We start from the raw sequence: 19,943 nt of genomic DNA, 5'->3' as shown, positions 1-19,943 counted from the left end.
CTCCCCCCTCGCAGGCGCAGCGCACCCCCACCCAACCCTCCCCCGACCGGGGGAGGGCTTTGCTCGCCGCCCAGACCGAGCTCGCCGCGCGGCTGTGCAAGGCCGATCTTGTCACCGAAATGGTCGGCGAATTCCCCGAACTGCAGGGCCTGATGGGCGGCTACTACGCCCGCGCCGAAGGTCTGCCGGACGCTGTCGCCGATGCTATCCGCGATCATTACAAACCGGTCGGCCAGGGCGATGACGTGCCGACCGCGCCGGTCACCGTGGCCGTCGCGCTGGCGGACAAGCTCGATACGCTGGCCGGGTTCTTCGCCATCGACGAGAAGCCCACCGGCTCGAAGGACCCCTTCGCGCTGCGCCGCGCTGCGCTCGGCGTGATCCAGATTCTGCTCGCCGGAAAAGTGCGCTGCAATCTCACCACCGTGCTGCGCGGGGCCATCGCCAGCGTCTTCGCCTCGGTGCTCGATCGCGCGGTGGCGGGGGACGTCAACTTCGCCGTCTACATCGAGAAGATCGGCAAACTGCAGCCGCACCCCTCGCTGCCCTCGGACGAATTTGCCGCCCGCATCGCCGATTTCACCGCCGAGCTGGGCGATTTCGAGATCAAGCTCGAGCCCTATTCGCAGCTCGCGCTGGAGTTCCTGCGTTCCGCACCCGAGGTCGTCGGCAAGACGCCGGCGGCGCTCGTCGCCTTCTTCGCCGACCGCCTCAAGGTCCAGCAGCGCGAGGCCGGTGTGCGCCACGATCTCATCGACGCGGTCTTCGCGCTCGGCGGTGAGGACGATCTCGTCCGCCTGCTCGCGCGCGTCCATGCGCTGCAGGCCTTCGTCGGCACCGAGGACGGCGCGAACCTCATCGCCGGGTACAAGCGCGCCGCCAATATCCTCAAGAAGGAAGGCTTCACATCTTCTCCCCTCCCCGTTGGGGAGGGGGCGGGGGACGGGTATCCCCCGTCGGCAAGTGCAGAGCACCCCCACCCAACCCTCCCCCGAGCGGGGGAGGGCTATCAGGCCGAGCCGGCCGAACAGGCGCTCGTCGATGCGCTCGATGCGGCCGAACCGCGCGCCGAAGCTGCTGTTGCGGCGGAAGATTTCACCACCGCCATGGCCGCGCTCGCCACCTTGCGCGCGCCCATCGACGCGTTCTTCGAGAGCGTTACCGTCAACGATGCGGACCCGGCCAAACGGGCAGGGCGGCTGGGACTGCTTGACCGCTTCCGTGCTGCAGTGCACAAAGTTGCGGACTTTTCGCGTATAGAGGGCTAAGGCAGCTCATCCATTCATCGCGAATCCGGGAAAAACCCGGACACAGGCACATTCGCAGGGAACCGCTTGGTCTTATGAGCGCATACGTATTCCATTTCGGCGGCGGAGCCACCAACAGCGATCCGCGCTCGCGCGACAAGACCATTACGGGCGGCAAGGGCGCCAACCTTGCCGAGATGGCGGGCATCGGCCTGCCGGTTCCTCCCGGCTTCACCATCAGCACCGAAGTCTGCACGGCCTACAATGCCGCCGGCAAGGCCTTCGACGACGACCTGCGCGCCGGTGTCGCGGGCGGCGTTGCCCATATCGAGCAGGCCACGGGCCGCACCTTCGGCGATCCGGCGAACCCGCTGCTCGTCTCGGTCCGCTCGGGCGCGCGCGTCTCGATGCCGGGGATGATGGACACCGTGCTCAACCTCGGCCTCAACGACACGACTGTCGAAGGCCTCGCCGCCGGGTCGGGCGATGCGCGCTTCGCGTGGGACAGCTACCGCCGCTTCATCCAGATGTATTCGGACGTCGTGCTTGGCCTCGATCACCACCGCTTCGAGGATGCGCTCGAGATCGCCAAGGAAGACAACGGCTTCTTCGCCGATGTCGAGATGGGGGCGGAGCACTGGCAGGCACTCGTCGGCGAATACAAGGCCATCGTCGCAGAGGAACTCGGCCGCCCGTTCCCGCAGGACGTGCACGAGCAGCTCTGGGGCGCGATCGGCGCGGTGTTCGATTCGTGGGAGAGCGACCGCGCCAAGGTCTATCGCCGCCTCAATGCGATCCCGCATGACTGGGGCACCGCGGTCAACGTGCAGGCGATGGTCTTCGGCAACATGGGGGAAACCTCGGCCACCGGCGTTGCCTTCACCCGCGACCCCGCGACCGGCGAGCGCGCCTACTACGGCGAATACCTCGTCAACGCACAGGGCGAAGACGTCGTCGCCGGCATCCGCACCCCGCAGTACCTCACCAAGGCCGCGCGCGAGCGGGCGGGTGCCAAGCCGCTTTCGATGGAAGAGGCGATGCCCGAGGCCTATGCCGAACTCGCCCGCGTGTTCGACCTGCTCGAGCTCCACTACAAGGACATGCAGGACATCGAGTTCACTGTCGAGCAGGGCAAGCTGTGGATGCTGCAGACCCGCTCGGGCAAGCGCACCGCCAAGGCCGCGCTCAAGATGGCGGTGGACATGGCGCGCGAGGGCCTGATCGACGAGGCGACCGCGGTGAAGCGCGTCGATCCGATGGCGCTCGACCAGCTGCTCCACCCGACGCTTGATCCCAGCGCGCCGCGCGATGTGCTCACCCGCGGCCTGCCCGCCTCGCCGGGCGCGGCGACCGGCATCGTCGTGTTCGATGCCGACAGCGCCGAGCACCGCGCGCAACTGGGCGATGATGTCATCCTCGTCCGCGTCGAGACCAGCCCCGAAGACATCCACGGCATGCACGCCGCCAAGGGCGTGCTCACCGCGCGCGGCGGCATGACCAGCCACGCGGCGGTCGTGGCGCGCGGCATGGGCCGCCCCTGCGTTTCGGGCGCCTCGGGCATCTCGATCGACATGGCCACCCGCACCGCGCGGATGGGCACGCGCGAGGTGAAGGAAGGCGATGTCATCACGCTCGACGGCTCGAACGGCGATGTCATGGCGGGCGCGGTGCCGATGGTCGAACCCGAACTCGTCGGCGATTTTGCCGTGCTGATGGACTGGGCCGACCGCCACCGCCGCATGAAAGTGCGCGCCAACGCCGAAACGCCGCTCGATTGCCAGGTTGCGCGCCAGTTCGGCGCTGAAGGCGTGGGCCTTTGCCGCACCGAACACATGTTCTTCGATGCCGGCCGTATCTCGCTGGTGCGCCAGATGATTCTGGCCGAGGACGAAGTGACCCGCCGCCGCGCGCTGGACCAGCTCCTGCCCGAACAGCGCGCCGATTTCACCGCGATCTTCGAGGTCATGGCAGGCCTTCCGGTGACCATCCGCCTGCTCGATCCGCCGCTGCATGAATTCCTGCCGCATGGCGAGCTGGAGTTTGCCGAACTGTCCGAAGCCACTGGCCTCGGCACCGATCACCTCAAGCGCCGTGCGGCCGAACTGCATGAGTTCAACCCGATGCTCGGTCACCGCGGCTGCCGCCTCGGCATCACGTTCCCCGAAATCTACGAGATGCAGGCCCGCGCGATCTTCGAGGCGGCCTGCGATGTCGCCGAGAAATCGGGCGAGGCGGTCGTGCCGGAAGTGATGATCCCGCTCGTCGCCACCCGGCGCGAGCTGCTCATCCTGCGCGGTCTGGTGGACCGGGCGGCGGAGGCCGTGTTCGCCGAGAAGGGCCGCCGCCTCGAATACCTCGTCGGCACGATGATCGAGCTGCCGCGCGCCGCGCTGATGGCGGGCGAGATTGCCGAGGAAGCGAAGTTCTTCTCGTTCGGCACCAACGATCTCACGCAGACCACGCTCGGCGTCAGCCGCGACGATGCCGCGCGCTTTCTCGGGCCCTATGTCGAACAGGGCATCTACCCGCGCGACCCGTTCGTCAGCCTCGATATCGAAGGTGTCGGCCAACTGGTCGAGATGGCGGCGGTGCGCGGGCGCGAGACGCGGCCGGGCATCAAGCTCGGCATCTGCGGCGAGCACGGCGGCGATCCGGCCTCGATCGCGTTCTGCGAGAAGGTCGGGCTCGATTACGTCTCGGCGAGCCCCTACCGCGTGCCGATTGCCCGGCTGGCGGCAGCGCAGGCGGCGCTCGGGTAACCCGGTGCGGTAGCCATCCACTCTCACCGCTCACCTTGAGCTTGTCGAAGGGTGTGTCTGCAAGCGCTGCGCCATATGCTTCGACAGGCTCAGCATGAGCGGGGAGTGGGAGGGCGGACCTGTTGTTCAGAACTTCGGCGGCCGGAGGGCCTTGTTCCAGCCGCTCATCGTCAGGATCGCGAAGCGCTCGGTGACGCGCCCGTCGCCATCTGCCAAGGCCGCAAACGCCGCTTCGGCCCGCGCGAGGCCCGCCTTGCCCAGCAGCGGTCCGGGCCGCGCGAGGCAATTGCCGAGGCCCTGGGCGCGCAGGTCTGCCACCAGTCGGCGCAGGCTGGAGTAGCGCACGTCGAGCATGCGGCTGTCGCTCATCGGTTCGGCAAAGCCGCAGCGCTGGAGGAGATCGCCGCCCGCGCGAACATCGACTTGCGGGTGGATCCGCGCGGCGGGGCGGTCGCCGTCGGTCTCCGCCATGATCTGGCGCAGTGACGGGACGCTGCCCGCGCCGCACAGGCTCATCACGGCAAGGCCATCGGGCGCCAGCGCGCGGCGGATATGGAGCATGGCGCCGGGCAGGTCGTTGATCGTGGCGAGCGTGCCGAGCTGGGCGATGAGCTCGAAGCCCTGGTCGGGGAGGGGCTGTTCCTCGTCGATGGCGAGCTCGCCTGCGACCGGGGCGGGATCGGCGCGGACAACCTTGCAGCCTTGCGCCGTCAGCGCCTCGGCCAGCAGGCCTGTCGCATCGCCCACCACCAGTGCCCGCTGAGGGTGATGGCGCAGGAAGGCGAGGCGGTCGAGCACGTCCTCGGCCATGTCCTCTGCCAGAAACCGGGGCGCATCGGGGCGGCGCTCCAGCACACGCATCCGCCCGCGCATCGCGCGGCGGCGGGCAGGGGCGAAGATGGTGGGGGGAGTGGGGCTGGCCATCGCCGACGCCCCTGCCGCGCGGCGCGCCGCTTGCCAAGTCCCTCTTGCGAATCCCGGCACTCGGGCAGACACTCCGGGCCATGGCGAGCCTCGCGTTCCTGACCCCGGTGATCGATCTGATATTCCCGCCGCGCTGCCCGCTGTGCGGCGATGCGCTGGCGCAGCAGGGCGGGCTCTGCGCCGCCTGCTGGACCAAGCTGGCCGTGCCCGGAGAGCCGGCCTGCAGCACATGCCAGCGGCCCTTGGCCGACAGCATGGTGCGCTCGGGCGAGGTCCAGTGCGCGCCCTGCATGGCAGAGCCCCCGGGCCATGCCGGAATCGCGGCGGCGACGCTTTACAACGATACCTCGCGCGAGCTGGTGCTGGCGTTCAAGCGCGGCAAGCGGATCGCGCTCGCGGACCTGCTGACGCGCCTCATGGTGCGCCGCCTGCCCGATCTGGAAGGCGAATGGCTGGTCATCCCGGTGCCGCTCCATCGCTGGCGGCTGTGGGAGCGCGGCTTCAACCAATCGGCGCTGCTGGCGGAGCGGATCGCCAAGACGATCAGGCAGCCGCTCGTCGTTGACGGACTGGAGCGGCGCAAGCGGACGCCTTCGCTCGGCGGCCTGGGCAAGCGCGCCCGGGCCGAGGCGCTGCGCGGCGCGATAACGGCCCACCCACGCCGGGCCGAGCGGCTGAAAGGTGCGAAAGTGCTGCTGGTCGACGATGTGATGACGAGCGGCGCGACCACCGATGCCTGTCTCGCGGCGCTGCGCAAGGCCGGGGCGAGCGAAGTGCGCATCGCCTGCTTTGCGCGGGTGCTCGATGAAGCGCACAATCAGGCTGGACGTGAGGACGCGCCGCTCGCTGCCTGAAAAACTCAAAGCCTGAAACACGAAACGCCCGGAGCGTTAACTCCGGGCGTTCCCGTGACGATACCTGATCGGTTCAGGAACCACTCCATCACGGCCTGCCCCTCGCTGGCCCCAGCTTCTGCTGGCATGTGACGGCGGATGGCTCCTGCCGAAATCCCTGAGCTTCTCTCCTCCGGCCGCACTGCCCTGCCCAATCAAGGGGAGCGGCGCGGCCATCGGCCCCATCTGATTTGAACCCTGAACTCTGGCCTGTATGCGTGCGTCCGGGTGTTCGTCCGGTACGCGGATGTGGTTCCCTCAAACCACCCCGCCTTCATCCGCGATTGCGGGGCGGGGTTAAAGCATGTTGTTCTCGCCCCATGGATTTTCGCAGGGGCATGTGGTTATCCTGCAACAAAATGACACCTGATCGGGTGCCTGAAGCGAAAGGCCAGTCCCATTTCCACGCAATCTCCCGAAACCGAGCTGCGCGAGCAGGGCGCGGCGTTCATGCCGCGTTTCGATTCTGCGGGACTCGTCACGGCCGTCGCGGTCGAACATGCGACCGGCGCGCTGCTCATGCTGGCGCACATGGATGCCGAAGCGATTGCCCGCACGCGCGAGACTGGCTTTGCGCATTTCCACTCGCGGTCGCGCGGACGGCTGTGGATGAAGGGCGAGACATCGGGCCACGTGCTCAAGGTGATCGAGATCCGCGTCGATTGCGATCAGGATGCGCTCGAACTGCGCGTCGAGGCGGCGGGGCCGGCTTGCCATACCATGGCGCCATCCTGTTTCTACCGCCGGATCACGGCGGACGGGGGACTGGAGCGGATCGGCGGTTGACGCTTACGTAAAGGGTAGTTAGGTCTCGCGACATGTCCTCGCGTCCCCTTACGTCCAGCCCGGAGCGGGCACCTGCGGCGGTTCGCCCGGCTCGCAGCGGCGATCATACCGGCCATCTGCATCAGCCCGATGCCTTGTCGCGCGAGCAGTTCACGATCTCGGACCTCTCCAGCGAGTTCGGCGTGACCGCGCGCGCGCTGCGCTTCTACGAGGACGAGGGCCTGATCGCGCCGACCCGCGTCGGCCTAGCCCGCATCTATTCGAAGCGCGACCGGGCGCGGCTCGCTTGGATCATGCGCGCCAAGAACGTGGGCTTCAGCCTCTCCGAAATCCGCGACATGATCGATCTCTACGATCTCGGCGACGGCCGCGCGAAGCAGCGCCGCGTCACAATCGACAAGTGCCGCGAGCGGATCGGTAACCTCAAGCGCCAGCAGGCCGATATAAACGCGACGATTGCCGAGCTGACCAGTTTCGTCGCGCTGCTGATCGAACGCGAGAAGCTTGAAGGTCGCAACGTCGACCCTGAATAAGACCAGAGAGGACCAATCCCATGCCCGTTTTCCAGGCGCCGACCCGCGACACCCGTTTTGTTGTCAACGAAGTGCTCGATCTGGAGCAGTACGGGCACCTGCCGGGTTTCGCCGCCGCGACGCGCGACCTCACCGACAGCGTGATCGAGGAAGCCGGGCGCTTCGTGAACGAGGTTGTCGCGCCGCTCAACCTGTCGGGCGATCAGGAAGGCTGCACCCGCCATCCCGATGGCAGCGTGACGACGCCCAAGGGCTTCAAAGAAGCCTATGCCCGCTATGTCGAGGCGGGCTGGGGCACGCTGGCGGCGCCCGAAGTCCATGGCGGGCAGGGGTTGCCGCATGTGATCGGCTTCGTGATGGAGGAGTTCCTCGCGAGCGCCAACCAGGCCTTCGCGATGTATCCGGGCCTTGCCAACGGCGCGATCTCGGCGATTTCCTCGAAGGGTTCGCCCGAGCAGCAGGCCACGTATCTGCCCAAGATGGTCAGCGGCGAATGGCTCGGCACGATGAACCTGACCGAGCCGCACTGCGGCACCGATCTTGGCCTCATCCGCACCCGCGCCGAGCCGCAGGCGGACGGATCGTATGCGATCACAGGCACCAAGATATTCATCTCGGCCGGTGACAATGATCTGGTGGAGAACATCATCCATCTCGTGCTGGCAAAGACGCCGGGTGCGCCAGAATCGAGCAAGGGTATCTCGCTGTTTATCGTCCCCAAGTTCCTTGTGAACGCGGACGGCTCGCTGGGTGACCGCAATGCGGTGTCGGTCGGCTCGATCGAGCACAAGATGGGCATCCACGGCAACGCGACCTGTGTGATGAACTACGACGGCGCGAAGGGCTGGCTGGTCGGCGAAGAGAACAAGGGCCTCGCCGCGATGTTCATCATGATGAACGCGGCGCGGCTCGGCGTCGGCATCCAGGGCCACGCGCAAGCGGAAGCCGCCTACCAGAACGCGCTGCTCTATGCGCAGGAGCGCCGCCAGGGCCGCGCGCTGACGGGGGCGGCGGAGCCCGGGCAGAAGGCCGATCCGCTGCTCGTCCACCCCGACGTGCGGCGCATGCTGATGGACGCCAAGATGTTCATCGGCGGCATGCGCGCGCTGTGCCTGTGGGGGGCGCTGCAGGTCGATTTGTCGCACAAGGCCGCGACCGAGGAGGAGCGGCAGGCGGCGGACGACCTCATCAGCCTGCTCACCCCCGTGATCAAGGGCTACGGCACCGACATGGGCTACAAGACCGCGACCGACATGCAGCAGGTCTGGGGCGGGCACGGCTATATCGCCGAGAACGGCATGGACCAGTTCGTGCGCGATGCGCGCATCGCGATGATCTACGAAGGCGCCAATGGCGTGCAGGCGATGGACCTTGTCGGCCGCAAGCTCGCGCAGAATGGCGGCCGCGCGATCCAGCGGCTGTTCGCCATGATCGACGCCGCGTGCGCCGAGGAGAGCGCTGACGAGACAGTGAAGCTCGTCGCCGAACGGCTGGCCAAGGCTGCGGGCCACCTCAAGGCGGCGACGATGTGGTTCCTGCAGAACGGCATGAGCAATCCCAACGCCATCGGCGCGGGCGCCTATGCCTACATGACGCTGACCGGCGTTGTCTCGCTCGGCCTGATGTGGCTGCGCATGGCGAGAATCTCCGCCGTGGCACTTGGCACCGAAGGCGCGGACACGGCGTTCTACGAGGCCAAGCTGCTCTGCGCCAGGCACTGGGCGCTGCGCTTTGCCCCGCAGGCGGGCGCGCTGCGCTACGAAGTGGAAGCAGGGGCCGAGACCGTGATGAGCATGACGGCGGAGCAGTTCGCCGCCTGATTGTTCGCGGTTGACCTCCGGAGCGGCGCGCGCGATTAACCGATCAGTTAAAATGGTCGGGGAATGGATGGATGGCGCACCACAGCCCGCGCGAGCTGATCGAGCTCTATTGGGATGAAGTCTGGAACAACCGGCGCGCCGAGCTGATCCGCGAGATCTGCGCCGATCCCATCATCCGCCATGATCCCGGCAGCGTGACCGCGCTTTCGGTGGAGGACCAGATCGCCCGCGTTCGGCAGCAGAGCGAGAAGCTCGAACCCTGTTTCACGCACGAAGTGCTGCTCGCCGACGAGACCTATGTCACTTCGGTGTGGAACATGCACACCCGCAAAGGCGAGCGGATCGAGCTGTGCGGGATCGAAGTGTTCAAGGCGGTCGATGGCAAGTTCACCGATTGCTGGAATTCGAGCTACACGCCGGGCTTCTGGGGGCGCGAGGGTGATGCCTCGGTGCCCGAGGACCTGGCGCCGCCCGCGCTGATCGCCAGTGCCGACCAGATTACCCCGCAGTGGGTTCAGGCCGTGCTGCAACACGCCGGGATCGCCGCGCCGCGCGTCAGCCTGCTCAACACCAAGCCCATCGGCCACGGCAATCTATCCGCCACGGTGCGCGCCGAAATCACCTACAACGCCAATGCCGCTGACGCGGTCCGCTCGGTGATTGCGAAGCTGACGTCCGGTATCGGGCAGGCGGTGGAAATAGCCGCAGCGCACGATGTGTACCGCCGCGAATGCGAGGTCTACGGGTTTCTGGGCGAGGAGCCGCCGCTGGCCACACCGCGCTGCTTCTGGCGCAATGTCGGGCCTGATGGACGCACGATCAATCTCGTGCTCGAGGACCTCTCCGAGCGAACCCGGGCAGGCGACCAGATTTCCGGCTGCAGCGTCGCGGAAGCCGAGGCTGTGGCGAAGGAACTGGCGGGGCTGCATGCGGCGTTCTGGGATGATCCGAGGCTCGCCACCGTCGATTGGCTCTACAACCGCGCAGCCGGTGCGGAAACGGCCGCGGCCACCAATACCCTTGCAGCCAAGGCCTTCCGTGAGCGGTTTGCCGGGCGCACCGATCCCGCGCTGCTCGGTGCCATCGATACTGTCGTTGCCGACCTGCCCCGCCACTTCGCCGCGATGCCCAGGGGCCGCACGCTGGTCCACGGCGAACCGCGCGTGGACAACGTGTTGTTCGAGGATGGCCCGGAGGGTTCGAAAGCCTGGCTGATCGACTGGCAGTTCGCTGATCGGGGCAGCCCGATGTTCGACCTTGCCTACTTCCTCTCGGGCTCCCTTGCCGTCGAGGATCGCCGCAACATCGACGAGAGCCTTTTGGAGCGCCATCACGCGGCGATCACAGCCATCGATCCCGCCTACTCGCTTGCGCAGGCACGGGCCGAGTTTGCGGGATCGCTGCCGCTGGCGCTCTATTTCACCGTGGGCGCGGTGCTGGCCATGCCGCCGAGTGAGCACGGCGACCGGCTGCTGCTCACACTGGCCGAGCGCAACGTGGCGGCGCTGCGCGATTGGGGCGTGGTCTAGAAGACTTCCGCGAACAGCCCCGTCAGCGCGGCCCAGCTCTGGCGGTCCGCGCTGGCGTCGTAGCCGATGGCGGGGACACCGCGCGCGTCGCTGCCCGGATCGGTGAAGCCATGCTTCACGCCGCTGTAGGCGTGGAAGTGCCAGTTGGCCCCGGCGGCATCCATTTCCTCCCAGAAGGCGGTGACCTGCGAGCGGGGCACGAGCGGATCGGCATCGCCATGGCAGACAAGGATGCGCGCCTTGACCGCGCCGGGTGCGGCCGGGCGGCCGGTTTCGAGAATGCCGTGGAAGCTGGCGGCGAGCACGATGTCCGCGCCGTCACGCGCGAGTTCCAGCGCGGCCTGACCGCCCATGCAGTAGCCGATGGCGGCGGCCTTGAGGCCTTGCGCTTCCGGTAGCCCGGTCAGCGTATCCAGCGCCGCCCGCAGCCGCGCACGGTAACCATCGACCGAGGCTCTGAGTACGCCTGCCAGCGCCATCGAATGCTCGAAATCGCGTACCGGCTCGCCGTAGAAATCGGCGACCAGCGCGAGGAAGCCAGCATCGGCCAGTATCTGCGCGCGGCGCGCCATCGGCTCGTTGGGGTTCATGATCGTGGGCAGGACAAGCACCGCGCCGCGCGGAGTGCCGACGGGGCGGGCAAGCCACCCCGTCAGCCGGGTATCACCATCCTGATAGGCCAGATGTTCCAACGGGCCTACTCCGGCAGGAAGTCCGGCACCGAGAGATAGCGCTCGCCGGTATCGTAGTTGAAGCCGAGGACGCGGCTGCCGGCGGCCAGGTCCGGCAGCTTCTGGGCGATGGCGGCAAGCGTGGCGCCCGAGCTGATGCCGACGAGCATGCCTTCCTCGCGTGCGGCGCGGCGGGCCCATTCCTTGGCGTCCGCCGGATCGACCTGGATCGCGCCGTCGATGGCCTGGGTATGGAGGTTGCCCGGGATGAACCCGGCGCCGATGCCCTGGATCGGGTGCGGGGCAGGCTGGCCGCCCGAGATCACCGGCGAGAGCGTCGGTTCGACCGCCCAGGCCTTCATGGTGGGCCAGTGGCCCTTGAGCATTTCAGCGCAGCCGGTGAGGTGCCCGCCAGTGCCCACGCCGGTGATCAGCGCGTCGATGGGGGCAGCGGCAAAGTCGGCGAGGATTTCCGCAGCAGTGGTCCGCACGTGAACGGCGACGTTGGCCGGATTGTCGAACTGCGCGGGCATCCATGCGCCCGGCGTCTCGTCGACGATCTCCAGCGCGCGGGCGATGGCGCCCTTCATGCCCTTCTCGCGCGGGGTGAGGTCGAATGTCGCGCCATAGGCCAGCATCAGCCGCCGCCGCTCGATCGACATCGATTCGGGCATGACGAGGATCAGCTTGTAGCCCTTGACCGCCGCGACCATGGCAAGGCCGATGCCGGTGTTGCCCGAAGTCGGCTCGACGATGGTGCCGCCGGGCTTGAGGCTGCCGTCAGCCTCCGCCGCCTCGATCATCGCGAGGGCGATGCGGTCCTTGATCGAGCCGCCGGGATTGGTGCGTTCGCTCTTCACCCATACCTCGTGGTCGGGAAACAGGCGGGAGAGGCGAATGTGCGGGGTATTGCCGATGGTGGCGAGGATATTGGCCGCCTTCATGTCGCATGCTCCTTCTGGTGAAGTGTCTTGTCTGCAAACGTGCGGACCAGCCTGAGCTCGGGGAACCAGACCGCCCACAGCGCGGTAATGACTATCGCACCGACGCCGCCGAATACAACCGCGCCGGTTGCGCCGAGGAGCGCGGCTGCCACGCCGGACTGCATTTCGCCCAGTTCGTTCGAGGCCGAGATCGCAAGGCCCGAGATCGCCGAGACGCGGCCGCGCACCCCGTCAGGCGTGTGCAGCTGGACCAGCGTGTTGCGGATGAACACCGAGACCATGTCCGCCGCACCGAGCGAGGCCAGCATGAGGAGCGAGAAGAAGTAGTCGCGGCTCAAGCCGAAGCCGATGGTCGCCGCGCCGTAGATGGCAACCGCGAACAGCATCTTCGCGCCGACCCTGCTTTCGATGGGCCTCCGCGCCAGCAGCAGCGCGACCACGACCGCGCCAGCACCCGGTGCCGCGCGCATGATGCCAAGGCCGTTGGCGCCGACGTGATGCCCGCCGATCATCAGGATATCGCGGGCATAGACCGGCAGCAGCGCCGTCGCGCCGCCGAGCAGAACGGCAAAGAGATCGAGCGTGACGCAGCCGAACAGGAAGCGGTCATGCCACACGAAGGTCAGCCCGCCGACGATCTGCGACAGCGGATGCGCGCGCTTGTTCTCGTCTGGCGGGGGGAGGGGACGGATGCGGAAAACCGAGATCGTGGCAAGGCCCAGCAGCAGGGTCGAAATGGCATAGGGCAGCGCGGGGGCCTGTGCGAAGAGCAGGCCGGCAATCGCCGGGCCACCGACCGAACCGGTCTGCCACGCCATCGAATTGATCGCCACCGCGCGCGGCATCAGGCGGACGGGCACGACATTGGGGGCGATCGAGGCCATGGCAGGCCCGATGAACACGCGCGCGGTGCCGTGCAGCGCGCCGAGCGCGAAGAGCAGCGGCAGATTGAGGTGGCCCGCAATGGTCGCCAGCATCAGCACAAGCGCGACGACCATGTCGATCCCGACGGCGGAGCCCGCGACGATCCGCCGGTCGTACCGGTCAGCAATCAGGCCCGCCACCGGGGTCAGCAGCAGCACGGGCAGGAACTGCGCCAAGCCGAGCAGGCCCAGCTGAAACGCCGCGGTGCCGATGCTCATGCCATATTGGCTGCGCGCCACGTCATAGAGCTGGTAGCCCAGCACCACCACCATCCCGGTCGTGGCGAAGACCGAGAGGAACCGCGCCAGCCAGAAGCGGCGGTAGTCCGGGATGTCGAGCGGCGAGCGCGGATCGTCTGCTGGCAAGGTCACGCCGTCCGAATGGCAGCGCGGCGCGCCCTTGCCAAGCAAGCAAAACTAAGGCGCGGTTTAAATCTTCAGTGAGAGCGTGATCCGCACATTGCGACCGGCGATCGGAACGAAGTCCCGCGTCTCCGATGTGGCAAGGCGGCCATTGACATCGAGCAGGTTGTCACCGGAGAGGATGAAGGAGGCCGGACTGTTCTTGCCGCCGGGCCGCCAGGTGACGCTGGCGTTGAGCAGGGTGAAGGCGTCGACCGGGTTCTCGTTGGAGGCGACGCGGTCCTGCCGGGCGTTGTAGACCGCCTCCACATTCGCGCCAAACCGCTCGGCTTCGTAGCTCAGGCCACCGCGCACGCGCAGGGGCGGGATGCGGGGGGCAGGCCCGACATCGATGATCCTGGCATGGACGTAGTCGACCGCGCCTTCGACCGAGAGCGCACTGCCATCGGCCCAGCGGATAGCCTTCCATGCGCCTTCCGCTTCGATACCGCGGAACCGGGCGTCGCCCTGGATGAACTGGAAGGCGGGCACGTCCTCGATCCGGGTTCCGGTCGGCACGGGGGCAATGAAGTTGTCGAAGTTGGTGGCATAGGCGGTCACGGCACCGGCGAAGCGGTCGCTGTGGTAGCGCAGCCCGATCTCGAGCGTGTTGCTGCGTTCGATCCGGAACGCGGGATTGCCCTGCTCGTAGGACTGCGTCGCCTCGTGCACCCCGTTGATGTACAGTTCCTCAGGGCTCGGTGCGCGCTCGCCGTGGGTTGCCGAGAGGCTCACCGTCAGGCTTTCGACCGGATGCCAGGCGAAACCGGCGCCGGCGGCGAAGAGATTGAAGCTGCGGCTCTGCGCTTCCTTGGGCACGATGCTGACGTGTTCGAAGCGGCCGCTGCCTTCGAGATCGAACGTGCCGAGGCTGAGCTGCTGCCGTGTGAAGACGGCAAATCGCTCGGTGACCGAATTGGGGACCAGCGGCTCGCCGTCGATGCGGAAATTGCGGGTGCCGAACTGGATGCCGCTTTCGCCGCGCCAGCCGCCGCGCTTGGCCTGGGTGAGGGTCAGCCGCGATTCGATGCCCTTGTTGTAGAAGCGCGCCTCGGCCTCGCCGCCGACGATTTCGGCGTGAGTATAGTCGCCGAACGAGCCACGGAAATCGAGGCGATCGAAGAACCCGCCAAGATTGACGCTGCCGTGAAGATCGACGCGGGTCTGACGGAGCGCGATCGAGACGGCTTCGGGATCGGTCGAGGGGCGGAGCGGGATGCCGTAGTCGCTGGTCAGGCGCTGCACGGCGATGCCCAGCGAGCCGCCGCTGTCGATGAACGCGAGGCCGCCACTGACGGTGGTGCCGCGCGCCCACGAATTGGCGAGGCGTCCGCGCGCATTCACCTGCGACGTGAGGATGTCCGCCGCGTCCTGATCACCGCCGGCGGCAAGATCGGCTGCTTCGGCGAGCGAACGGGTACGCAGCGCGTCGGACACCACATTGCCGCCGATCCTCACATCGCTCGCGCGGTTGTAGGACGCATCGAAGTGGGCGGCCAGACGCGGCGCGAGCGCCACGTCGACCGTGCCGGCAAGGTTTACCGAATCGGCTGCGCTGCCATAACCGGCAACCGCTTCGGCACTGATCGGCTTGTCCGGCATGCGCCGCGGGATGCGCCGCTCGAGCGCGTTGACGGCGCCGCCCGCCGGGTCAGCGGCGTAGAGCAGCACAGCCGGTCCGTGGAGCACATCGATCTGTTCGACATTGAGCGAGTCGATGGCGACGCCGTGGTCGACAGAGACCGAAGACGCGTCGAGCGAGCCGATACCGTCGGTCAGGATCTGCACGCGCGGGCCATCGAAGCCGCGCAGGACAGGCCGCGAGGCGCCGGGGGCGAAGCCGGTGGTGGAAACGCCGGGCAGGTGGGCCAGCAAGGTACCGATCTGCGCGGCGGCGTGGCGGGCGAGTTCGTCGCCGTTGATGACCACCGGCGCGACGATTGAGTCGCGGTCGCCCGAGATCAGGCGGCCGGTGACGACAATGGGCGTGTGCCCGGCATCGTCGGGCTGTCCGGTGTTGACCTCGCCGCCGTGTTCGTGGGTCGAGGCCTGCTGCGGCGCGCCACCGGCCGAGTCATCGGTCGCGGCCATGGCGGGGGTGATGGAAGCAAGCGCCAGCGCGCCGAAAGCTGTGCCGGCAAGAATCTTGGACATGGACATCGAGTGCACCCGTTATGGACTGTCGGGCGCTGCTTTAGCGTGATGATATAATATCACAAGCGTAAATCGACAAAGAATGCCGCTTTGCCGCATGGCCGTTGCTGCATTGCATCAACGGCTGCGGTGGAGCCTCGGATTGGGTTGCAACGACTTGATCATCATGAGGAAGTCGTCACCCCGGATGATGCGCTCGAACTGGAATCCGGCGCGGGTGCCGTCGCTCCAGACAAGGAACGCCTCGATCCGGCCGATGTGATGCAAGCGGATGGTGATTCGTTCGCCCCGCTGCAGCGCGACTTCGCCCTTCACCATGAATCCGGTGGTCGAGATGTTGATGACATGCAGCATCACGTCGCCCAAACGGCGGTGTTCGCCGATCAGAGGCAAGTCGACCGGATGGCGGGTGGAAAGCCGCTGATCGGTGACGGAAAGCTGTGCGCCGCTGGCCATGGGTCCTCCTAATGCTGGGCAAGCACCAGAGCTTTGGCGACAATTGGCTGATATTTCGTAAAGGCCCGGCACCGTTCTGCCGCTTTACGGCAAGGACTTGCCGGTTAACGGCTGGTCTTTGCCGTCAGGCGGGGCGCAGGACGCCGTGTTTCTTCTTGCCGGAGGAAACACGGACTTCGCCGCCGCCGAGCGTGATGACATGTGCTTCGTCGGTTACCGCCTCGCCTTCCACGCGCGCGCCGCCACCGGCGATCAGGCGCTTGGCCTCGCCCCGGCTGGCTGCGAAACCGAGGCCGATCAGCGCGTCGATCAGGCCAACGCTGTCCGCCGCAACGTCCAGCGAGGGCAGGTCCTGCCCGACGCCGCCACCCGCGAAGGTGGCCGCTGCTGTCGCTTCCGCTGCCGCCGCCGCTTCGGCCCCGCGAACGAGCTTGGTGACTTCGTTCGCCAGCACGACCTTGGCCGCGTTGATCTCGCTCCCGCCGAGCGATTCGAGGCGGGCGATCTCGTCGAGCGGGAGATCGGTAAACAGGCGCAGGAAGCGGCCGACATCGCGGTCGTCGACATTGCGCCAATACTGCCAGAAGTCCCAGGCGGGCAGCGCATCTTCATTGAGCCAGACAGCACCGGCGGCCGTCTTGCCCATCTTCGCGCCGTCTGCCGTGGTCAGCAGCGGGGTGGTAAGGCCGTAGACCTCGTTCCCGTCCTTGCGGCGGGCGAGCTCGATGCCGTTGACGATATTGCCCCACTGGTCCGAGCCGCCCATCTGCAGCCGCACGCCGTCATGCAGCGCAAGATGGCGGAAATCGTAGCCCTGCAGGATCATGTAGTTGAATTCGAGGAACGTCATCGGCTGCTCGCGGTCGAGCCGCAGCTTCACCGAATCGAAAGTGAGCATGCGATTGACGGTGAAGTGCGTGCCGACTTCTTGCAGCAGCTCGATATAGCCGAGCTTGCCCAGCCAATCATGGTTGTTGACCATGACTGCGTCGGTCGGCCCATCGCCGAATGTCAGCAGGCGGGCGAAGACCTGGCGGATCGAGGCAATGTTGTCCTCGATGGTCTGGTCCGACAGCATCTTGCGGCTCTCGTCGCGCCCGGTCGGGTCGCCGATCCGCGTGGTGCCGCCACCCATGAGCACGACCGGCTTGTGCCCGGTCTGCTGCAGGCGGCGCAGCATCATGATCTGCACCAGGCTGCCGATGTGCAGCGATGGCGCGGTCGCGTCGAAGCCGATATAGCCCGGCACGATCTGCTTCGCCGCAAGCGCATCGAGGCCTTCGGCATCGGTGAGCTGGTGGATATAGCCGCGCTCGCTGAGCAGGCGAAGGAGGGAAGAGGTGTAGGCAGAGGTGTGCTGGGTCATGATGGCGCGGCGCCTAGCACGAAAGTTCGGGGCTTGGAAACGTTCGACCTGACCGCGCATCCGGCATTTCCGGCCAGACTTGTGACGGGCGTTGCCGCGCGCATCCTGTCGTTGGACGGCAACTGGCTCACAATGCGTTGGAAGGTGGAAGGGGCGCAGGAACTGGTCCTGCCGCCGTTTGCCGGACGGGCCCGGACGGACGGGCTGTGGCAGACGACGTGCTTCGAGCTCTTCGTGAAGGACGGGGAGGGGTATGCGGAGTTCAATCTTTCCCCGTCCGAACGCTGGGCTGCCTATGATTTCACCGGCTACCGCGCCGGCATGGCCGAGCGGGCGATGGAGCGCGCGCCGGTCTGCACGCCCCGGCGTGGCCAGTCGGTGCTGATCTTCGATGCGGCGATCCCGGCGAGCGCGCTTCCGCCGCTGCCTTGGGACTATGGTCTGACGGCCGTGATCGAGGAGGACGGCGGGCACAAGTCGTACTGGGCCATCGCGCATCCGCCGGAGAGGCCGGACTTCCATGATCCGGCTTGCTTCGCCGGGCGGCTTGCGGCACCGGTCCGCCCATGAAATTCGGTATCGATCGCCTGCTCGCCGACCCGGCGCTGCGTGCTCCGCTGGAGGGCAAGCGCGTGGCCCTCGTCGCCCATCCCGCTTCGGTGACGGAAGGGCTGGTCCATTCGCTGGACGCCCTGGCGGCTTGCCCGGGGATCACGCTCACCGCCGCCTTCGGGCCGCAGCATGGCCTGCGCGGCGACAAGCAGGACAACATGGTCGAGACCGAGGATTTCATCGACCCGGCGCTCGGGATCCCGGTGTTCAGCCTCTATGGCGAAGTGCGGCGGCCCACCGCGCGGATGATGGACAGCGCCGATGTGTTCCTGTTCGACCTGCAGGATCTCGGCTGCCGGATCTACACATTCGTGACCACGCTGCTCTATTTGCTCGAGGCCGCAAGCGGCACCGGCAAGGTGGTCTGGGTGCTCGACAGGCCCAACCCCGCTGGCCGCCCGGTGGAAGGCACGACCTTGCTGGCCGGATGGGAGAGCTTTGTCGGCGCGGGGCCGATGCCGATGCGGCACGGGATGACCTTGGGCGAGATGGGCCGCTGGTTTGTTGACCACTTCAAGCTCGATGTGGATTACCGCGTGGTGGCGATGGAGGGCTGGGAGCCGGAAGGCCCCGGATTTGGATGGCCGCTGAACCGCATCTGGATCAATCCCTCGCCCAATGCGGCGAGCCTCAACATGGCGCGGGCCTATGCGGGCACGGTGATGATCGAGGGCGCGACGGTATCGGAAGGGCGCGGCACGACGCGGCCGCTCGAAGTGCTGTTCGGCGCGCCGGATGTGGATGCCAAGGCGGTGCTGGCAGAAATGCGGGCCTTTGCCCCCGAATGGCTTGCAGGCTGTGCTTTGCGCGAATGCTGGTTCGAGCCGACGTTCCACAAGCATGTCGGCAAGCTGTGCAATGCGCTGATGGTCCATGCCGATGGCGGCTTCTACGATCACCACGCGTTCAAGCCGTGGCGGCTGCAGGCGCTGGCGTTCAAGACAATCCGGCGGCTTTATCCCGATTATCCGCTTTGGCGCGATTTCCCCTATGAGTACGTTACCGACAAGCTGGCGATCGATGTGATCAACGGCGGGCCGGGGCTGCGCGAGTGGGTTGATAATCCGGCAAGCACTGCGGTCGATCTGGAAGCGCTGGCCGGGCCAGATGAAGCGGCGTGGCGCGACGTGCGGGCGCCGTTCCTGCTCTATTGAAGCCGTTCAACTCGCATCGTGGAAGATGATCCCCAGCGTCTGGCGTTCGCCTGACAGCACCGTGCTTACCCCGTGACGCATCGCGGACTTCGACCAGCCGCCTGAGGCCATGCGCGGTTTGTCGCGGACCGGGACGATGGCGATCTGGCCTTGGCGGATGGGAACGACCTCGACGCGGCTCTGCATCCGGGGGCGGTTTTCGACCAGGGTCAGCGCGCCGCCGGTGTAGCTGTTGTCCGGGCTCAGCATGACGACGGCCTGCAAGGGGAAGTGGATCGGCCCGTAGAGGTCCTGGTGCAGGCAGTTATAGTCGCCCGCGCGGTAGCGCAGCAGCAGCGGGGTGGGGCGCGGCTGGCCGAAGGCGTGGCACCGGTCGATCAGCGCCGCGTGACTCTCGGGCCAGATGTCTGACTGGCCGAGGCGCTCCGACCACAGGTTGGCAATGCGCGCGAGCGGCGGGTAGAGCGCGGTCCGCAGCGCCTGCACCGTATCGGGCAACGGGTAGGCGAAGTAGCGGTACTCGCCCTTGCCGAAGCCGTGGCGGGCCATGGTGACGGTGGAGCGGAAGCGTGTGTCCTCCGCATAGAGCGCAGCGAGTGCGGCGCAGGCGTCTGCATCGAGCAGGCGCGGTGTGAGCGCGTAGCCGAGGGTGTCGAGGCTTTGCGACAGGGCATTCCAGTCGAGCGCGGCGATAGCTTGGGATACAGATTCCATTGCTAGCGTCCGCGCTCGTGGTGTAATTTCCGGTGTAGGCGATGGTGTATTCCGGG

At 67.1% G+C, this 19,943-nt stretch carries 17 protein-coding genes; 9 read left to right on the top strand and 8 right to left on the bottom strand.

Annotation, left to right across the window (positions count from 1 at the left end; translation table 11 throughout):
• Together IP83_RS20195 and ppdK are read left to right on the top strand one after the other, a co-directional pair.
• The coding region (locus IP83_RS20195; RefSeq protein WP_231625005.1) for a glycine--tRNA ligase subunit beta at nt 1–1,268 on the top strand (1,268 nt) is incomplete at its 5' end.
• A 74-nt stretch (nt 1,269–1,342) separates the two neighbouring features.
• Nucleotides 1,343–4,006 carry a pyruvate, phosphate dikinase gene (ppdK, locus tag IP83_RS10670; protein WP_054122200.1) on the top strand — a complete coding sequence of 888 codons (2,664 nt, stop codon included), beginning with the start codon at nt 1,343–1,345 and terminating at the stop codon, nt 4,004–4,006.
• Between the two features lie 126 nt (nt 4,007–4,132).
• Here the strand turns inward: ppdK and IP83_RS10665 are convergent, their stop codons facing one another.
• The gene (locus IP83_RS10665; RefSeq protein WP_054122199.1) at nt 4,133–4,930 is read right to left on the bottom strand and encodes a methyltransferase domain-containing protein; all 798 of its coding nucleotides are present in this window, start codon (nt 4,928–4,930) and stop codon (nt 4,133–4,135) included.
• An 80-nt stretch (nt 4,931–5,010) separates the two neighbouring features.
• Between IP83_RS10665 and IP83_RS10660 the strand changes: the two genes are divergently transcribed.
• The 5 genes from IP83_RS10660 to IP83_RS10640 all read left to right on the top strand — a co-directional run bounded on the left by IP83_RS10660 (nt 5,011) and on the right by IP83_RS10640 (nt 10,491).
• A complete protein-coding gene (locus tag IP83_RS10660; protein WP_054122198.1) occupies nt 5,011–5,784 on the top strand; it encodes a ComF family protein in 774 nt (257 codons plus the stop codon).
• 465 nt (nt 5,785–6,249) lie between these two features.
• Nucleotides 6,250–6,609, top strand: coding sequence for a phosphoribosyl-AMP cyclohydrolase (hisI, locus tag IP83_RS10655; RefSeq protein WP_255352076.1), 360 nt, complete (start codon nt 6,250–6,252; stop codon nt 6,607–6,609).
• 32 nt (nt 6,610–6,641) lie between these two features.
• Nucleotides 6,642–7,142 carry a MerR family DNA-binding transcriptional regulator gene (locus IP83_RS10650; protein WP_197274339.1) on the top strand — a complete coding sequence of 167 codons (501 nt, stop codon included), beginning with the start codon at nt 6,642–6,644 and terminating at the stop codon, nt 7,140–7,142.
• A 20-nt stretch (nt 7,143–7,162) separates the two neighbouring features.
• Complete coding sequence (locus IP83_RS10645; RefSeq protein ID WP_054122196.1) at nt 7,163–8,962, top strand: acyl-CoA dehydrogenase C-terminal domain-containing protein; 1,800 nt, start codon at nt 7,163–7,165, stop codon at nt 8,960–8,962.
• 71 nt (nt 8,963–9,033) lie between these two features.
• Nucleotides 9,034–10,491 carry a phosphotransferase gene (locus IP83_RS10640; protein WP_054122195.1) on the top strand — a complete coding sequence of 486 codons (1,458 nt, stop codon included), beginning with the start codon at nt 9,034–9,036 and terminating at the stop codon, nt 10,489–10,491.
• Here IP83_RS10640 and IP83_RS10635 read toward each other — a convergent pair.
• From IP83_RS10635 to tyrS, 6 genes are all read right to left on the bottom strand, one after another.
• Nucleotides 10,488–11,183: a dienelactone hydrolase family protein gene (locus IP83_RS10635; RefSeq protein ID WP_054122194.1), complete on the bottom strand. Its 696-nt coding sequence runs from the start codon at nt 11,181–11,183 to the stop codon at nt 10,488–10,490. The genes IP83_RS10640 and IP83_RS10635 overlap by 4 nt on opposite strands.
• A gap of 5 nt (nt 11,184–11,188) precedes the next feature.
• Nucleotides 11,189–12,106 (bottom strand): cysteine synthase A, encoded by a 918-nt coding sequence (cysK, locus tag IP83_RS10630; RefSeq protein WP_054122193.1) that lies wholly within the window; start codon nt 12,104–12,106, stop codon nt 11,189–11,191.
• Nucleotides 12,103–13,401 carry an MFS transporter gene (locus tag IP83_RS10625; protein ID WP_054122203.1) on the bottom strand — a complete coding sequence of 433 codons (1,299 nt, stop codon included), beginning with the start codon at nt 13,399–13,401 and terminating at the stop codon, nt 12,103–12,105. The genes cysK and IP83_RS10625 overlap by 4 nt, the downstream gene beginning before the upstream one ends.
• Nucleotides 13,402–13,458: 57 nt before the next feature.
• Nucleotides 13,459–15,591 carry a TonB-dependent receptor gene (locus IP83_RS10620; protein WP_231625004.1) on the bottom strand — a complete coding sequence of 711 codons (2,133 nt, stop codon included), beginning with the start codon at nt 15,589–15,591 and terminating at the stop codon, nt 13,459–13,461.
• Nucleotides 15,592–15,702: 111 nt separating this feature from the next.
• Complete coding sequence (locus IP83_RS10615) at nt 15,703–16,041, bottom strand: PilZ domain-containing protein (protein WP_054122192.1); 339 nt, start codon at nt 16,039–16,041, stop codon at nt 15,703–15,705.
• A 124-nt stretch (nt 16,042–16,165) separates the two neighbouring features.
• Nucleotides 16,166–17,407, bottom strand: coding sequence for a tyrosine--tRNA ligase (tyrS, locus tag IP83_RS10610; protein WP_054122191.1), 1,242 nt, complete (start codon nt 17,405–17,407; stop codon nt 16,166–16,168).
• A 33-nt stretch (nt 17,408–17,440) separates the two neighbouring features.
• On the opposite strand from tyrS, the gene IP83_RS10605 reads away from it, so the two are divergent.
• The gene (locus IP83_RS10605) at nt 17,441–17,977 is read left to right on the top strand and encodes a DOMON-like domain-containing protein (protein ID WP_054122190.1); all 537 of its coding nucleotides are present in this window, start codon (nt 17,441–17,443) and stop codon (nt 17,975–17,977) included.
• Nucleotides 17,974–19,173 carry an exo-beta-N-acetylmuramidase NamZ domain-containing protein gene (locus IP83_RS10600; protein ID WP_054122189.1) on the top strand — a complete coding sequence of 400 codons (1,200 nt, stop codon included), beginning with the start codon at nt 17,974–17,976 and terminating at the stop codon, nt 19,171–19,173. Before IP83_RS10605 ends, IP83_RS10600 begins: the two co-directional genes overlap by 4 nt.
• 6 nt (nt 19,174–19,179) lie before the next feature.
• Here IP83_RS10600 and IP83_RS10595 read toward each other — a convergent pair whose 3' ends face one another.
• Entirely contained in the window at nt 19,180–19,887 is a 708-nt protein-coding gene (locus tag IP83_RS10595) for a 2OG-Fe(II) oxygenase (protein ID WP_054122188.1), read from the bottom strand.
• Between the last annotated feature and the right edge of the window lie 56 nt (nt 19,888–19,943).

The sequence above is a fragment of the Novosphingobium sp. AAP93 genome (assembly GCF_001296055.1).
Classification (GTDB): Bacteria; Pseudomonadota; Alphaproteobacteria; order Sphingomonadales; family Sphingomonadaceae; genus Novosphingobium.
The sequence above is the reverse complement of the archived record's forward strand: the minus strand, read 5'-3'. Positions and strand labels throughout refer to the sequence as shown.

What these genes read in the sequence shown, in the direction of transcription:
- ppdK (WP_054122200.1), top strand. Translation starts at nt 1,343, where the DNA reads ATGAGCGCATACGTATTCCATTTCGGCGGCGGAGCCACCAACAGCGAT.
- IP83_RS10665 (WP_054122199.1), bottom strand. Translation starts at nt 4,930, where the DNA reads ATGGCCAGCCCCACTCCCCCCACCATCTTCGCCCCTGCCCGCCGCCGC.
- IP83_RS10660 (WP_054122198.1), top strand. Translation starts at nt 5,011, where the DNA reads ATGGCGAGCCTCGCGTTCCTGACCCCGGTGATCGATCTGATATTCCCG.
- IP83_RS10650 (WP_197274339.1), top strand. Translation starts at nt 6,642, where the DNA reads ATGTCCTCGCGTCCCCTTACGTCCAGCCCGGAGCGGGCACCTGCGGCG.
- IP83_RS10645 (WP_054122196.1), top strand. Translation starts at nt 7,163, where the DNA reads ATGCCCGTTTTCCAGGCGCCGACCCGCGACACCCGTTTTGTTGTCAAC.
- IP83_RS10640 (WP_054122195.1), top strand. Translation starts at nt 9,034, where the DNA reads ATGGCGCACCACAGCCCGCGCGAGCTGATCGAGCTCTATTGGGATGAA.
- cysK (WP_054122193.1), bottom strand. Translation starts at nt 12,106, where the DNA reads ATGAAGGCGGCCAATATCCTCGCCACCATCGGCAATACCCCGCACATT.
- IP83_RS10620 (WP_231625004.1), bottom strand. Translation starts at nt 15,591, where the DNA reads ATGTCCATGTCCAAGATTCTTGCCGGCACAGCTTTCGGCGCGCTGGCG.
- IP83_RS10615 (WP_054122192.1), bottom strand. Translation starts at nt 16,041, where the DNA reads ATGGCCAGCGGCGCACAGCTTTCCGTCACCGATCAGCGGCTTTCCACC.
- tyrS (WP_054122191.1), bottom strand. Translation starts at nt 17,407, where the DNA reads ATGACCCAGCACACCTCTGCCTACACCTCTTCCCTCCTTCGCCTGCTC.
- IP83_RS10600 (WP_054122189.1), top strand. Translation starts at nt 17,974, where the DNA reads ATGAAATTCGGTATCGATCGCCTGCTCGCCGACCCGGCGCTGCGTGCT.
- IP83_RS10595 (WP_054122188.1), bottom strand. Translation starts at nt 19,887, where the DNA reads ATGGAATCTGTATCCCAAGCTATCGCCGCGCTCGACTGGAATGCCCTG.